Source organism: Aquirufa sp. (genome assembly GCF_044377215.1).
Taxonomy (GTDB): Bacteria; Bacteroidota; Bacteroidia; order Cytophagales; family Spirosomataceae; genus Aquirufa.
In genome coordinates this window covers 35,231-50,058 of sequence record NZ_JBILJM010000019.1, presented here as the reverse complement: position 1 = coordinate 50,058, position 14,828 = coordinate 35,231, and the positions used below count along the sequence as shown (strand labels likewise).

Sequence of the window (14,828 nt, the reverse complement as noted above, 5' to 3'; positions counted from 1 at the left end):
TGATGATCGTCAATAAATGCTTTAACACTTGAAAGCTTGAGATCGTAGGAGTACTTGATTTTTCTTGACATAAAAAAACACCCAATAAGTTGTCCAACTTTTTGGGTGCAGTTCATACCTCGCGTCTTAAATACAAATCAAAAAAATAGACGCGAAGTATCGCGTCTCTACAATTTTACGAATGAATAGACCTCTTCGCCGTTGCAGCCAAACAAGCCTCTTTCAAAGCTTCCGTGTACGTCGGGTGCGCGTGTGACATGCGAGCGACATCTTCTGCTGATGCGCGGTATTCCATCGCTACCACCGCTTCTGCAATAATATCTGCTGCACGTGCGCCGATGATATGAACACCTAAGATTTCATCTGTTGTGGCATCTGCTAGAACTTTCGCCAAACCATCCACATCGCCCGATGCAATTGAACGACCCAAAGCTTTGAACGGGAATGAACCTTCTTTGTAAGCGATACCTGCCGCTTTCAATTCTTGTTCCGTCTTCCCTACCGAAGCCACTTCTGGCCAGGTATAAACGACACCTGGAATCAAATTATAATTGATATGCGGCTTTTGGCCTGCAATAACTTCTGCTACTAAAGTTCCTTCTTCCTCTGCTTTGTGAGCCAACATCGCTCCACGAACCACGTCACCAATCGCATAAATTCCCGGAACCGATGTTTGAAGCGTATGCTCATCTACCGCAACCCGACCACGCTCATCGGCCGTTAAACCCGCCGCAGCTAAGTTCAATCCATCCGTGTACGGTCGGCGACCGATACACACCAAGCAATAATCTCCTTTTATCTCGACTTCCTTACCCGACGCATCTTGTGCTTTCACCGTCACTTCTTTCCCCTTCACCGATGCACCTGTCACTTTGTGCGACAAGTAAAAATCAGCGCCTAATTTGGCAATCGACTTTTGCAATTCCTTGCCCATCGTCTTATCCATCGTGGCAATCATGCTATCCGCAAATTCCACAAAGGAAACTTTTGATCCTAAACGTGCGTAAACAGAACCTAATTCAGCGCCGATTACCCCAGCTCCAATCACGATTAAGTGCTTTGGAACTTCCTTCATTTTCAAGGCTTCGGTCGACGTGATAATACGCTCTTTGTCCACCGGAATGAACGGCAGGATCGTTGGCTTAGAACCCGTCGCAATCACAATATTCTTTCCAGCAATCACCTCTGAAGAACCATCTTCTTTGGTCACTTTAACTGTTTTCGCTGAATCAAATGATCCCAAACCATGGAAGGTCGTGATCTTATTTTTCTTCATCAAATACGCAATTCCCGCGTTCAAATTCGAAACCACACCCGCTTTGCGTTTGATCATTTGGTCCATATTGACTTTCGGTTTTGAAATATCAATTCCATGATCTTGGAAGGTATGCACCGCATTGTGGTAGTGCTCAGACGAGTCCAACAATGCTTTCGAAGGTATACATCCCACGTTCAAACACGTTCCACCCATCACGGCATATTTCTCCACGATGGCCACTTTGAAACCCAATTGGGCCGAACGGATAGCCGAAACATATCCACCAGGACCCGAACCAATTACGACAACATCAAATTCTTGCATAAGGCGATTGAAAGCGAATAGGCCCCGCAAGGCCTATTCTAGTCATTAAATATCTAATAATAAACGAGCTGGATCCTCCAATAGTTGCTTTAAGCGAACTAAGAAACTCACCGACTCCCGGCCATCAATGATGCGGTGATCATACGATAATGCCAAATACATGATCGGACGAATAACGATTTGACCGTCAACCACTACCGCACGCTCAACGATATTGTGCATACCTAAGATCGCAACTTGTGGCGCATTGATGATTGGCGTAGAAAGCATCGAACCAAATACCCCACCATTCGTGATCGTAAATGTTCCGCCACTCATTTCTTCCAAACTCAATTTATTCTCACGTGCTTTTCCCGCTAAACGAACTACTTCAGATTCGATACCCGCAAGCGACAAGTTCTCTGCTGAACGAATCACCGGTACAACCAAACCTTTTGGTGCAGAAACCGCAATCGAAATATCGCAATAATCGTGGAACACGATTTCATCGCCATCGATCTTCGCATTTACCGAAGGGTATTCCTTCAAGGCCACGCAAACCGCTTTCGTGAAGAAGGACATAAAGCCTAAGCCCACGCCATGTTTCTCCTTGAATTTATCTTTGTATTTTCCACGTAAATCCATAACCGGCTTCATGTCTACCTCATTGAAGGTTGTCAACATCGCCGTTTCATTTTTCACAGCCACCAAACGACGGGCCACTGTTTTACGCAATGAACTCATTTTCTCACGACGTGTTCCGCCTTGTGCTACCGCTGGTGCAGAAGCCGGAGCTGCCGGAGCTGCCGGTGCAGCCGCCGCTGGTTTCGAAGCTGCTACGGCATCTTCTTTCGTGATACGTCCACCCACACCTGAACCCGCAACCGATGCTGCCGCAATTCCTTTTTCATCTAATATTTTTGCTGCTGCTGGAGATGGATGACCTGCTGCATACGTTGCATCTGAAGAAACTGCCGGAGCCGCTGCCGCTGGAGCTGGTGCCGCCGTTGGCGCTGCTGCTACGGAACCACCTACGGTGATTTTTGCCAACAAGCCTCCAATCGGAACAACAGAACCTGGCTGCGCAATCACCTCTAATACACCTGCTGATTCAGCTGGCAATTCGAAGGTCGCTTTGTCCGACTCTAATTCGCAAAGAACTTCATCCAATGAAACAACATCACCTGTTTTCTTATTCCAAACCGAAACGGTTACTTCGGCAATCGACTCACCTACTGCAGGAACTTTAACTTCCAACACGGTCGTTGGCCCTGCTGCTGGAGCCGGAGCTGCTGCGGGTGCAGGAGCGGCTACTACTGCCGGAGCGGCGTCTGCTACGGTAACCGATGCAGTTGCACCGCCCGCCTCAATCGTGCAAATTACTGCACCGATCGGCAAAACATCGCCTTCTTTTGCCACAATGTGCAAAATACCTTCAGCCTCAGCTGGCAATTCAAACGTGGCTTTGTCCGACTCTAGTTCGCACAATACCTCATCCAATTTCACGTGATCGCCTTCTTTTTTGTTCCAAGTGGCAACCGTTACTTCCGTGATTGATTCGCCCACCGCGGGCACTTTCATTTCTATAGCCATAATATTCGATTATTCAAATGCTCTGTTTATCAATGCTGCCTGCTCCTCTCCATGCACCTTCAAGAATCCTGTCGCCGGTGAGGCCGATTTCTTACGTGCGACTAATTTGGCAAAACGTGACCAACCAAACTCACGAATCACATACGACCAATAGCCCATGTTTTCCGGTTCTTCTTGCACGTAGAAAATTTCTGCCGATTTGTATTTTGCCAATTCCGCTTCCACTTGCTTCGTTGGGAATGGATGCAATTGCTCCAAACGGATAATCGCCACATCCTTACGCTTATCTTTTTCTTGACGATCCATCAAGTCAAAATATACTTTACCAGAACAGATCAAGACGCGTTTCACTTTCGCTTTATCTGCATAGTCATCCCCAATCACCTCTTGGAACGAACCTTTCGTAAAGGCTTCCAATTTCGAAACTACTTTCGGATGACGGAAAATTGACTTTGGCGACATTACCACGAGTGGCTTACGGAACTCCCAAGTTAATTGTCGGCGCAGCGCATGGAATATATTCGCTGGCGTCGTCAAATTCGCAATCACCATATTATTCTCAGCCGCTAATTGCAAGAAACGCTCTGGACGGGCATTCGAGTGCTCCGGTCCTTGACCTTCATAGCCATGTGGCAACAGCATCACCAACCCATTTTGTGTCCCCCACTTCGATTCGTGTGAAGAAACAAACTGATCAATCATCGTCTGCGCGCCATTGGCAAAATCACCAAACTGTGCCTCCCAAATAACTAAAGCATTCGGATTCGCTAAGGCATAACCAAATTCATAACCTAGTACGCCGTATTCCGACAATAATGAGTTATAAATCTGAGCTTGCTCCTGCTTATCTGAAATATGATTTAAGGAACTGTAATTTTCATTTGTATTGGCATCGTGCAATACCGCATGGCGGTGTGAGAACGTACCACGTTGGACATCTTGTCCCGATAAACGTACCGCTTTGCCTTCAACTAATAATGAACCATAGGCTAACAACTCAGCCGTAGCCCAGTTTAATTCACCTTTTTCGAAGAATACTTTACGATCAGCAATTACCTTTTCAATTTGCTTCAAGGCAACAAAACCTTTTGGCAAGGTCGTAATTGCTTTCGCTACCTGATCTACTACGGCTTGAGAAATGGCCGTTTTAGGCGATTTTTCGAAGTCTTTTTCGGTTGAGTAGCGCAATGCCGACCACGCATTATCTAATTTCAAAGGAATGTAAGGAGGGCGAACTTTTTGCTTCACTAAATCCAAGCGCGCTTGTAGCTCTGCCTTGAATTCAGAATCCATTTGCTCGGCTAATTTTGCCTCAATTTCACCCTGCTTGATTAATTTTTGAATGTAAATTTCGCGCGGATTTGGATGATTGGTTATGTTGGCATACAACGTAGGCTGCGTAAAACGCGGCTCATCTGACTCATTATGACCATTCCGACGGTAGCAAACCATGTCGACAAATACATCCCGACCAAATTCCTGACGAAATTCAGCAGCGATACGCGACACGAAAACCACCGCTTCTGGATCATCTCCGTTCACGTGGAATACCGGTGCGTCGATAATCTTCGCTACATCCGTGCAATAAATCGCCGAACGCGCATCTTCAAAATCGGTGGTAAAACCTACTTGGTTATTAATCACAAAGTGGATGGTGCCACCGGTTGAATACCCTTTTAATTTCGCCATTTGGGTCACTTCGTACACGATACCTTGACCGGCTACCGCTGCATCTCCGTGAATCAAAATCGGCATTACTTTCGAATAATCACCATTATAATGGGCGTCAGCACTTGCCCGACAGAAACCTTCTACTAATGGATTTACCGCCTCGAGGTGGGATGGATTGGGCGCTAATTTCAATGAAATTTCGCTACCGTTTGGTGAAATATGCTTCGAAGAATAGCCTAAATGATATTTTACATCACCATCGCCATGAATTTCATTGGGCACATTTCCTTCGAAACCATCAAAAATCGATTCGTATGATTTGTGCATGATGTTGGCCAACACGTTCAAACGACCGCGGTGCGCCATACCAATCATCGCTTCCTTCACGCCCAGATCCGCAGATTTGTTGATGATCGCATCCAAACCCGCAATGGTAGATTCACCACCTTCAAGTCCGAAGCGCTTTTGGCCTAAATATTTTGTACCTAAGAAATTCTCGAAAACGACTGCTTCGTTTAATTTCTCGAGGATATGTTTTTTCTTTTCAATGGTTGGGTTGAAAGCCAAAGCTTCCTTTTCAATCTTGTTGCGCAACCATTCCTTCGTATCCACCTCGCGGATGTATGAATATTCAAACCCGATGGTACCTGCATAGATTTTATGTAGGGCGTCTTGGATTTGACGCAACGTCGCTGGCCCGATTCCGAGGAAAGTACCTGCTTGGAAAACGGTATCTAAATCAGCATCTGACAGCGCGTAATCGGTTAAAGCCAAACGAGGCTGTCGATCTTTACGTACGCGGACAGGATTGGTATTGGATAACAAATGACCACGGGAACGGAAGGCTTTGATGAGTGAAATCACCGCCATTTCCTTCTGAATGTGACCTGAATCTGCAGATGCAGCGCCGGAAGACGCACCTTCACCTAACCAGGTTTGTGAAAAATCGAATCCCTTAAAGAAATCTCTCCAAGAGTTGTCTACGGAATTAGGGTCTTGTTTGTAGTTTTCATACAGGTCGGCAATGACCTGTGTATCTGCATTCGCAACGTAGGAAAATGGATCCATAATGTAAAATTCTAGCCGGTGACTAGAAAAAGTTTCAAACGTTATTGATTTGGTTAAGCACGCGTGTTTATCTCTGAAAAAAATCCCCGCAATTTACTATACTCTTTTGTATTTATTTCCAAAAAATTGGGTTTTTTACCTTATAAAGGCACAAATTTCTTTCGAAAAAATTCAATTTAAACATGATGAAAAAAAATCTTTATTTATTCCAATAATATCCTCTTAAAGTCAAAATAATTTCCTACTTCCTTAGGGTCTAAACTCGGCAATTTTCCCATTCCCGGTATCGATCTCATAGCGAAGAAAAATTTGATGAAATCCTGAGGCTACACCGGAGCTCATGGGCGTGGCCAAGGCTACTTGTTTTCCTAGTAAATCGTATGCATAGCCCACGCGGAAATTTCGTCCGAGTGCTACTTCTGCACTCAACAGTAACGCAGCATCGCCAAATTCCGATCCCGTTCCTTGATACCAAAGACCCGCACCCACTTTTTCGTGATACCATACCGTGGCGTGCGCGTCTACTTTTGTTTCACCCGATCCGAATCGAATCACGGATCCGAATTTGGTAGTAAAAGAATCATCTAAATTCATGGTATAGGTAGCACGAACATAGGTGGGCGCCTCGCGGGTGGGTTTACTAATGCCTACAACTAATTGATCATGTGTATACATCAGCCCCAGCCCAAAGCTGCTGCGCAGTACAGCGGTACCTGTTTTATCCAAAATAGGATATTGATCTATCCCTACTTGTCCTCCGAAACGCAGGGTATTCCCCCTTCCCCAATCGACAGCATACGATCCGACGGCCGATAAACCGAGGTTGGCCGCCAGTCCACCTTGTGGCAACAAATAGGATTGGTCGGTATTATAAGCCAAAAACCCAATCCCGCCTTTTCCTTGCGCGATGGGCATGTCGAAGCTGAAATATTGCTGCGAGGAACCTCCGAAATTTTGTTGGAATAGCGGTTTTTTGCGATAAATACCGGTTATTGACGCTACACCCCGTAGACCGGCTTCCGCAGGATTAATCCCCATGGGAATAAATGGATACACCATCCGCAGGGATTCTTGTTGGCCCAACGCCACCTGCACCATCAAAACGAGGAAAATAATTTTTTTCATAAAATCTGACAATATGACATTTCCAATCGGCTTGGAATATCATTTGATAACTAGTGGTTCAAATTTATGATTTTTAATCTCAATTAAACATGAAAGAAACAGGTAACATCTCCATTCACACCGAGAATATTTTTCCCATCATCAAAAAATTTCTCTATTCGGACCACGAGATTTTCCTTCGTGAGTTGGTTTCCAACGCAGTAGACGCCACCCAAAAAATCAAACGCTTGAGTTCTATTGGTGAATTCAATGGTGAATTGGGTGAGTTAAAAGTTAAGGTAAGCTTCGATAAAGACAAGAAGACAATCACGATTTCAGATAATGGAATCGGAATGACGGCCGAAGAAATTAAAAAATACATCAATCAAATTGCGTTCTCTGGCGCCACAGAATTTGTGGAAAAATACAAGGACCAGGGTGATGACAAAGGAATCATCGGTCATTTTGGCTTAGGCTTCTATTCCGCATTTATGGTTTCAAAAGAAGTTGAAATTATATCAAAATCGTATCAAGATGGTGCCGAGGCGGCGCGTTGGATTTGCGACGGATCCACCGAGTATTCCATCGCATCAGCGAAAAAGAAGACCCGCGGAACGGATATCATTTTACACATTGCGGAAGATTCTGAGGAGTTTTTAGAGGAGTACCGATTGAAATCAATTTTAGATAAGTACGGCAAGTTTTTGCCAATGCCGATTGAGTTTCAAGAGAAAATCATCAACAACCCAAGTCCGATTTGGACTAAATCACCCGCTGATTTAACGGATGAAGATTACTTGCAATTCTATGATGAATTGTACCCAATGCAAGAGAAACCGTTATTCTGGATTCATTTGAACGTTGATTATCCATTTAATTTAACGGGTATTTTGTACTTCCCGAAAGTGAAGAATGAGATGCAATTGCAGCGTGAGAAGATTCAATTATACAGCCGACAAGTATTCATCACGGATGAAGTAAAGGATATCGTGCCTGAGTTTTTGATGTTATTGCATGGGGTAATCGACTCACCGGATATCCCATTGAACGTATCGCGTTCGTTCTTGCAGGCGGATTCGAATGTGAAGAAAATCAACTCGTACATCACGAAGAAAGTGGCCGATAAATTGGCCGAATTATTCAAGGCGGATAGACCAGCGTTTGAGGAGAAATTCGCAAACATTGGCCTATTCATCAAATACGGTATGATTTCCGACGAGAAATTCATGGAGAAAGCCAAGGATTTCTGTTTGGTACAAGACATGGCTGGAAAATATTTCACGCTGGATGAATATGCGGAGGAGGTTCAGGCGGCACAGACCGACAAAGACGGCAATAAAGTATATTTATATACGACGGATGTTCAGCAACAAGATGCCTTTATTCAATCCGCCACACAAAAAGGCTATTCGGTGATCCGTTTAGATTCCTTGATTGACAGCCATTTTATTCAAGGGATGGAGGCCAAATTGGAAAAAACACAGTGGAAACGTGTGGACGCTGACCGCATTGAAAAGTTGATCGACACCGGTATCAATCTGGAAGCAATTCTGAGTGATGCGCAAAAAGAATCCGTAAAAAAGGTTTTCGAAGAAACCTTAAATGACAAACAAAAAGTCGTGGCGGTGGAAGCGATGTCACCAGACGAATTGCCTGCAATTGTAACGCAAAATGAATTCATGCGCCGCATGAGTGAAATGTCGAAGAATGGCGGTGGCGGTATGAGCATGTTTGGTGCGATGCCTACGACTTACAACATCACGGTGAATGCGAATCACCCGTTGATCAGCAAATTAGCTGAGCTTACTTCGGAGGATGAGCAAAAAGCGTTAGCGAAGCAAATCTCGGATTTGGCGCTCTTGTCGCAGAATTTATTGACAGGTGCTGATTTGACAGCGTTTATTAAGCGCACAATCGCCAAGCAATAAAATGTAGAGACGTGATACCTCGCGTCTAAAAAAGTAGAGACGCGATACCTCGCGTCTGAAAATGTAGAGACGCGATACCTCGCGTCTGAAAATGTAGAGACGTGACACCTCGCGTCTGAAAATGTAGAGACGTGACACCTCGCGTCTGAAAATGTAGAGACGTGACACCTCGCGTCTGAAAATGTAGAGACGCGATACCTCGCGTCTACAATAAAAAATCCCTGGCCGAAAGACCAGGGATTTTTTATTTACATACCCTTACGAACAATTAATTTCTTGGTGGCGACGGATCGACCATCGATCGTCAATTGGTACATATACATACCGTTATTAAAATCACGCATCGGAATTCGTGCGGAACGCTGATCACGTTCTAAGGTAATTTCTTTTATTTCTTGACCTAAAATATTGTAGAAGGTAAGCTTAACATCTTGCACACCCGCATTGATCTGAAAATCAATTTCCGCATAATCAACGGCCGGGTTGGGATATAAATGAGAAACTTGAACACGATCATTGACAAATAAATAATTCTCACCTGACTTAGCTACTTGCGCCTGTGCAGGCTTAGCTGCGGTCAAAAGACCTAGCACCAATAACCCTAAAAGTAAAAAGCGTTTGTTCATCGTAGAATTTCTAAAACGAAAATAGGGATACTTTATTGCAATGCAAACAAGGAAAAGGCCAAACAGGCCATTTACAGGATAAAAGGCCAAATTTTAAGGTTTTTTAACAGTACGAACCCGATCCAAGACCATCGGCAAGGTAATAATTTCTTTCGCACGCCAGTTGAACCCATCTAAATATTCGAGTTCCTCTTTCCACTCTTTAGGAGGCGCAAATTTGGCTTCAGGCTTCGTAATAAAGGCAATCCGTTTCACTTTATTATCATCGAAAAAAATGTTCATTCGGCTGCATTCAACGCGATTTAGTCCAGTGGTGACTTGTTTGTCGTCCATCACATAATAAACACTTTCTCCATTTCCATCCACTTGCACGCGCTTCAATTTAGAATCATCAGCAAAATGCACCCAGACTTTTCGGCCTTTAATTTGATTATAATGAGCCACAGAGTCTTTGGTAATGATAAAGGAATGTCCGCGCAAGCGCATCTCGCGCAGCTTTTGGTTCGTCATAAATAATGACATGGAATCCGCTTGCATCTGCGAGCCATTGGCCCAAAGAATCGGCTTTTGGTAAAAATGAATGGTTGAATCCTTCACATCGTAACCCAGAGAATCGCACTTCCCGGAGAGATCCGATTTATAAATCAAGACGTTTTTATAGGCAAATAATTTCCGGATCGAATCTTTCTGTATGTTGATGGACACCAAGGTGTCCGCCGTCAAAAACAAGGTGTCTTTCTCCAAAATATTCTTCATTAGCGCATGGCCAAACACACGGGTCACACCCGACTTCCCCGCATAACGCCCATGATCCCCCGTCAAAATCACCTTTTCTTTTTGACTCAAAAACTCCACATTTCCGCGTGCCACCCCAATCTGCGTGGGACTATCATAGAAAAGTGTATCAGCCGATAAAATATATTCGGCAGTACGCGCGGTAGACCGACCGGTAAAATTGGAGACTTTAGTTTGCGTATTATAAAAACCAGCTGTCGTCAAAACCGTATCTTTTTGGGTAATTATCTCCGTAGGACAAATGAAATAGGCCTCTTTGGAAGTGGTGTTATAGCGCAAAGAATCAGCTCGTACGAGCCCGCCTTCTTTGTCAACGACACGGACCTTTTCCTTAAATAAGAAGTTTTTCGTCACCGTATTATAGAAGCCTTCGCGACTTGTCAACGTAGATTTCTTGTCAATAATCTTCGCCCCCGTATGATAAATCGCCATACGCGAATTCATATCATAATCCAGTTTGTTGGTCGTTAAAATAATGGTATGATCATCCAACTTCACGCGCCCAGTGATAAAGGCTTGTCGGCTATCGCCATTATAAATCGCCGTATCGCCAAGTATCGTCACGGTATCCGCTTGCACAATTTTAACGTGACCATACGCCTCAACATTATTGGTTGTGCTATTTAAAACCGCTTGATCGCAACTTAACAAGGTCGTTCCTTGACGCAATTGCACACGACCAATTAAGGTTTTGCGCATAATTAATTCTTGTTGGACCCCATTCAAACTATCCGCCCGAATGACTTCCAATTGACTTTGCGCCTGCAGGATTGCAGGGAACACCAACAAGAAAAGCAGGAATATTCGGTATCTTTGCCGCATAGTAAAGTTTGAACGCGCAATTTACCAATTTTATGCTGGAAGATTTCATCCAATTTATCCAAAAAGAGAATTTATTTAAACCGGAAGATAAAATCCTTGTGACCGTAAGTGGCGGGATTGATTCCATGGTTTTGGCTAAATTATTTGCCCAAGCCAAATTTAATTTTGGCATAGCTCACGTGAATTTCAGCTTGCGCGGCGAGGAGTCAATTGCGGATGAGGTGTTCGTCAAAAAGTTTGCCAAAACCCTGAAAGTCCCCTATCATTCCATCGTTTTTGATACAAAAGCCTTCGCAGAAAAAGAAAAGATTTCGACCCAAATGGCCGCGCGCTTATTGCGTTACAATTGGTTCGAAGAAATTAGACAACAAGAAGGATATTCATACATCGCTACGGCGCACCACCTGATGGATAGCGCAGAAACGGTACTCATAAACCTGACACGCGGCAGTGGATTAGCTGGTTTTCACGGCATACCCCTTAAAAATGGGCACGTGATTCGTCCTTTGGCCTTTGCCACACAAGAGCAAATTTTTGATTTGGTAGTTGCGAATCGGATGGCTTGGCGGGAGGATTCGTCCAACGAATCCACGAAGTACCAACGCAATTTCATTCGCCACGAAATCGTTCCCAAGTTTCAGGAAATGAATCCATCATTCGATCAGACCTTGGCCCAAACGAGTGCGCGCATTCGAGCTGTCGAAGATTGGATTTCAGATGAATTTGACGCCTGGAAATCTACTAATTGTACCACAGATACCTCCAATAATCAGTTCGTCAAATTAGCCGAATTAAGCTCCAAAGAAAAAGTTATGCAGCAACGCTGGTTGCAAGGCTTACATTTTCATCCAGATCAAATCGAGCAAATTATTCAGCACCCTGCCGACAAAGTAGGTAAGATTTTCGAATCACCTTTGTTTACCTTGAACATAGATCGGGCGCAATGGGTGATCAGTCCGAAAGATCAATCCGAATTTAAGCCGATTCTCATTCAAGAAGAGGACGAAGATATTCAAGTAGGGAATAAAATGCTGCACATTTATGTGGAAGAAAAAACACCTGATTTCAAAGTGCCCACCGATCCGAATATTGCGTGTTTAGACGCAGATAGCCTGACTTTTCCGTTGGAGATCCGCAAGGCGCAGGAAGGCGATTGGTTCTGCCCACTCGGTATGAATAGCAAAAAATTGATTTCGGATTTTTTAACGGACAAAAAGGTGCCGGTGAATTTGAAAAAGAAGACAAACTTATTACTTAGTAAAGGTTCCGTTGCCTGGATAGTTGGGCAGCGAATTGACAACCGATTTAAGGTAAGTGAAAAGACCGAAACGGTCATGATTTTCGAGATCAAATAACTGATTACCACCTACCTTTGGCAAACCTTGGAGGATTGCCAAAGGTAAGGGGGAAAAAGATTTTTTGGGAGTAAAAAACTGATATTCTATCGAATCAGTTTCCGATACATTTCCGTACGAATCGGATCCAATAAACTCAAATAAGCAAAGGCCTGCTGCCGCTCAGAAGGCGACGCTTCATCCATAATAGAAAAAATCTCATCCGATTTGGAATCGAAAAACACGCGAATGGAAGCGGCACCCGGCCGAACTTGATTAATCTGACGAATCTGCATTAACAATTCTAAAATCCCTTTCCGCGCATCATCGGGCTTATCCTTAAACGCATCTAAATGAATGCGATGGTACGTATAATAAACCTCACGCAAGCCTTGCATTTGTTGGTTCAGCAAACCTTCCGCAATCGCAACCCGCGATCGTATATCATTCATGGTTCCCCAGCCAGAACCTGAGTTTTGGGCGAGGTTGGTTAAATTTGTCAACTTCTGAACAAAAAAATCACCGCCACGTAAACCCATCGAATCGTAATGATAGGCCAGGGATAGATTCGCGTAATAGGCCAACATCGAACTAAAATTATCCATATAACTATTATCGTTATAGGTGATCGGCGTTCCAGTCAAGTATTTGAAATTAAAATTCTTGTCAATGACATTCAAAATCACCGTCTCATACGAAGTGCCAAAAACCGGCCGCAAAACTTGCAAACGCGCATTGGCCTCAAAGTCTCCTTGTGAGCTGGCTTTCGTCAACAATAAATTAAGATTCACCTTAACTTTTTCCTCGGGAGAAAAAACGTCATTAGACCAACGTCTACTCGATAAAAATTCTTGGATGGTACGCTGCAACTCCGCATAAATCTGGGACGTGCCACGTTGCTGATCGAGCTGAATTTGCTCCGTATTAATTGTAACAGAAACTTCAAGTTCTTGGGCACATAGCACCCAAGAACCGAAGCATAAAATACTTACTAGAAAAGCGCGGAAAGATTTCATATTGAAATCAAACGAAGAAAAATTAGTTTCCGTCTGTAGATTCCTCGCGTGCTCTATAATCAATCTTGTCTGCCAAAAACTCATCAATCGCCAAAGCGCTTGGTTTAGGCATACGCTCATAATATTTTGAAATTTCGATCTGCTCACGGTTCTCGAAAATCTCTTCCAAGTTATCAACCGAAGAAGCAAACTCCGACAATTTGCCAGACAATTCCTCTTTCATTTTGCTTGAAATTTGACGCGCACGCTGGCCAATAATCGAAATTGACTCATACGTATTCCCCGTCTTAATAGCAATTTTATCTACATCACGCGTAATGATGGATGGATTTGTTTGGATCTTAGACATCTCGTTAATTTTAAATTAAGGTTGCAAAAATAAAGTATTTTTTCGAATAAAACTATTGTGGACTCGTCGTCACCTTCGACGTATTCGACTGCTTTTTCTCCTGCAAAGCTTTCTGCTCCGCCTCCACAGCCGTCAAACGAGCCACTTCCTTCAAACTAGTCGTGTACATCTTTTCAGATAACTTCAAATAAGCACTACTAGGATATTTATCAATTAATTCTAAATAGAATTTTACTGCATCTCCATAACGTTCCCGCTGCCTCGACTCAATCGTACTCTCCGCCAAATCAAATTGCGAAACGACCTTTAAATACGCGATTTCTTCACTGTAATCCGAATCCGGAAAATCACGTTGGAAATTCGTTATCTCAATAACCGAAGACTTCAACGACAAAATATTAAACGGCGATGTCTTATAGTACAACTTCGCCTTCTCATACGCTTTCCGCTCCAACTTCTTACGCAAATCCTTAATCATCTGCGTACACTCATCCTTGTACTTTGTCTCCGGATAATTATTCAAATAACCCTGCAACTCATTAATGGCTGCCAAAGTCCCTGTTTGGTCCAAATTGTAATTCGGAGAGTCTTTGTAGAGGGAGAATGCCGACATATATATCGCCTCCTCCGCAAATTCACTACGCGAAAAAACTTCGGCAAATTTCTTAAAATGAGAATTCGCAACCGCATAATTACTCAAATTGAAGTCACAATAAGCTTGATAAAATGTAGCCAACTCCTGCGTCGAATCCCCCTTCAATACAGGTAGAATTTCATCAAATAAAATTCCAGCCTTATCAAATTCCTTCTTCTTGTAGTAATCCATCGCAGCCTTGTACTTCAAAGGAACACTAGCGCTTTTTCTAAATTTCTCAAACTTACCGCATGAACTCAACCCGATCACTGCGATTAATAGAACCAATAAATAATTTTTCAACTTCATAAGCGCGCAAAGATAAGG

The 14,828-nt window shown here is 43.5% G+C and carries 11 protein-coding genes; 2 read left to right on the top strand and 9 right to left on the bottom strand.

Features of this window, described 5'->3' with window-relative positions:
• Window positions 1-175: 175 nt before the first annotated feature.
• The 4 genes from lpdA to ACIQ6T_RS07420 all read right to left on the bottom strand — a co-directional run bounded on the left by lpdA (window position 176) and on the right by ACIQ6T_RS07420 (window position 7,018).
• The gene (lpdA, locus tag ACIQ6T_RS07435; protein ID WP_395785265.1) at window positions 176-1,582 is read right to left on the bottom strand and encodes a dihydrolipoyl dehydrogenase; all 1,407 of its coding nucleotides are present in this window, start codon (window positions 1,580-1,582) and stop codon (window positions 176-178) included.
• Between the two features lie 45 nt (window positions 1,583-1,627).
• Window positions 1,628-3,154 (bottom strand): 2-oxoglutarate dehydrogenase complex dihydrolipoyllysine-residue succinyltransferase, encoded by a 1,527-nt coding sequence (odhB, locus tag ACIQ6T_RS07430; protein WP_395785264.1) that lies wholly within the window; start codon window positions 3,152-3,154, stop codon window positions 1,628-1,630.
• A 9-nt stretch (window positions 3,155-3,163) separates the two neighbouring features.
• A complete protein-coding gene (locus tag ACIQ6T_RS07425) occupies window positions 3,164-5,893 on the bottom strand; it encodes a 2-oxoglutarate dehydrogenase E1 component (RefSeq protein ID WP_395785263.1) in 2,730 nt (909 codons plus the stop codon).
• A gap of 249 nt (window positions 5,894-6,142) precedes the next feature.
• Entirely contained in the window at window positions 6,143-7,018 is an 876-nt protein-coding gene (locus ACIQ6T_RS07420) for a type IX secretion system membrane protein PorP/SprF (protein WP_395785262.1), read from the bottom strand.
• Between the two features lie 89 nt (window positions 7,019-7,107).
• On the opposite strand from ACIQ6T_RS07420, the gene htpG reads away from it, so the two are divergent.
• Window positions 7,108-8,925: a molecular chaperone HtpG gene (htpG, locus tag ACIQ6T_RS07415; RefSeq protein WP_395785261.1), complete on the top strand. Its 1,818-nt coding sequence runs from the start codon at window positions 7,108-7,110 to the stop codon at window positions 8,923-8,925.
• Between the two features lie 248 nt (window positions 8,926-9,173).
• Here htpG and ACIQ6T_RS07410 read toward each other — a convergent pair whose 3' ends face one another.
• Together ACIQ6T_RS07410 and ACIQ6T_RS07405 are read right to left on the bottom strand one after the other, a co-directional pair.
• Window positions 9,174-9,551, bottom strand: a complete 378-nt coding sequence (locus ACIQ6T_RS07410) for a T9SS type A sorting domain-containing protein (RefSeq protein ID WP_395767286.1) — start codon at window positions 9,549-9,551, stop codon at window positions 9,174-9,176.
• A 93-nt stretch (window positions 9,552-9,644) separates the two neighbouring features.
• The gene (locus ACIQ6T_RS07405; RefSeq protein WP_395767285.1) at window positions 9,645-11,168 is read right to left on the bottom strand and encodes an OstA-like protein; all 1,524 of its coding nucleotides are present in this window, start codon (window positions 11,166-11,168) and stop codon (window positions 9,645-9,647) included.
• Window positions 11,169-11,200: 32 nt separating this feature from the next.
• Between ACIQ6T_RS07405 and tilS the strand changes: the two genes are divergently transcribed.
• On the top strand, window positions 11,201-12,523 hold the full coding sequence (tilS, locus tag ACIQ6T_RS07400; protein WP_395785260.1) for a tRNA lysidine(34) synthetase TilS: 1,323 nt from the start codon (window positions 11,201-11,203) through the stop codon (window positions 12,521-12,523).
• Between the two features lie 86 nt (window positions 12,524-12,609).
• Here tilS and ACIQ6T_RS07395 read toward each other — a convergent pair whose 3' ends face one another.
• From ACIQ6T_RS07395 to ACIQ6T_RS07385, 3 genes are all read right to left on the bottom strand, one after another.
• Window positions 12,610-13,518 carry a DUF4835 family protein gene (locus tag ACIQ6T_RS07395; protein WP_395785259.1) on the bottom strand — a complete coding sequence of 303 codons (909 nt, stop codon included), beginning with the start codon at window positions 13,516-13,518 and terminating at the stop codon, window positions 12,610-12,612.
• A 22-nt stretch (window positions 13,519-13,540) separates the two neighbouring features.
• Entirely contained in the window at window positions 13,541-13,858 is a 318-nt protein-coding gene (locus ACIQ6T_RS07390; protein ID WP_395767391.1) for a DNA-directed RNA polymerase subunit omega, read from the bottom strand.
• Between the two features lie 61 nt (window positions 13,859-13,919).
• Window positions 13,920-14,810 (bottom strand): outer membrane protein assembly factor BamD, encoded by an 891-nt coding sequence (locus ACIQ6T_RS07385; protein ID WP_395767282.1) that lies wholly within the window; start codon window positions 14,808-14,810, stop codon window positions 13,920-13,922.
• Between the last annotated feature and the right edge of the window lie 18 nt (window positions 14,811-14,828).

Excerpts from the sequence above, each read along its gene's own strand:
- lpdA (WP_395785265.1), bottom strand. The coding sequence starts at position 1,582 with ATGCAAGAATTTGATGTTGTCGTAATTGGTTCGGGTCCTGGTGGATAT.
- odhB (WP_395785264.1), bottom strand. The coding sequence starts at position 3,154 with ATGGCTATAGAAATGAAAGTGCCCGCGGTGGGCGAATCAATCACGGAA.
- ACIQ6T_RS07425 (WP_395785263.1), bottom strand. The coding sequence starts at position 5,893 with ATGGATCCATTTTCCTACGTTGCGAATGCAGATACACAGGTCATTGCC.
- ACIQ6T_RS07420 (WP_395785262.1), bottom strand. The coding sequence starts at position 7,018 with ATGAAAAAAATTATTTTCCTCGTTTTGATGGTGCAGGTGGCGTTGGGC.
- htpG (WP_395785261.1), top strand. The coding sequence starts at position 7,108 with ATGAAAGAAACAGGTAACATCTCCATTCACACCGAGAATATTTTTCCC.
- ACIQ6T_RS07410 (WP_395767286.1), bottom strand. The coding sequence starts at position 9,551 with ATGAACAAACGCTTTTTACTTTTAGGGTTATTGGTGCTAGGTCTTTTG.
- ACIQ6T_RS07405 (WP_395767285.1), bottom strand. The coding sequence starts at position 11,168 with ATGCGGCAAAGATACCGAATATTCCTGCTTTTCTTGTTGGTGTTCCCT.
- tilS (WP_395785260.1), top strand. The coding sequence starts at position 11,201 with ATGCTGGAAGATTTCATCCAATTTATCCAAAAAGAGAATTTATTTAAA.
- ACIQ6T_RS07395 (WP_395785259.1), bottom strand. The coding sequence starts at position 13,518 with ATGAAATCTTTCCGCGCTTTTCTAGTAAGTATTTTATGCTTCGGTTCT.
- ACIQ6T_RS07385 (WP_395767282.1), bottom strand. The coding sequence starts at position 14,810 with ATGAAGTTGAAAAATTATTTATTGGTTCTATTAATCGCAGTGATCGGG.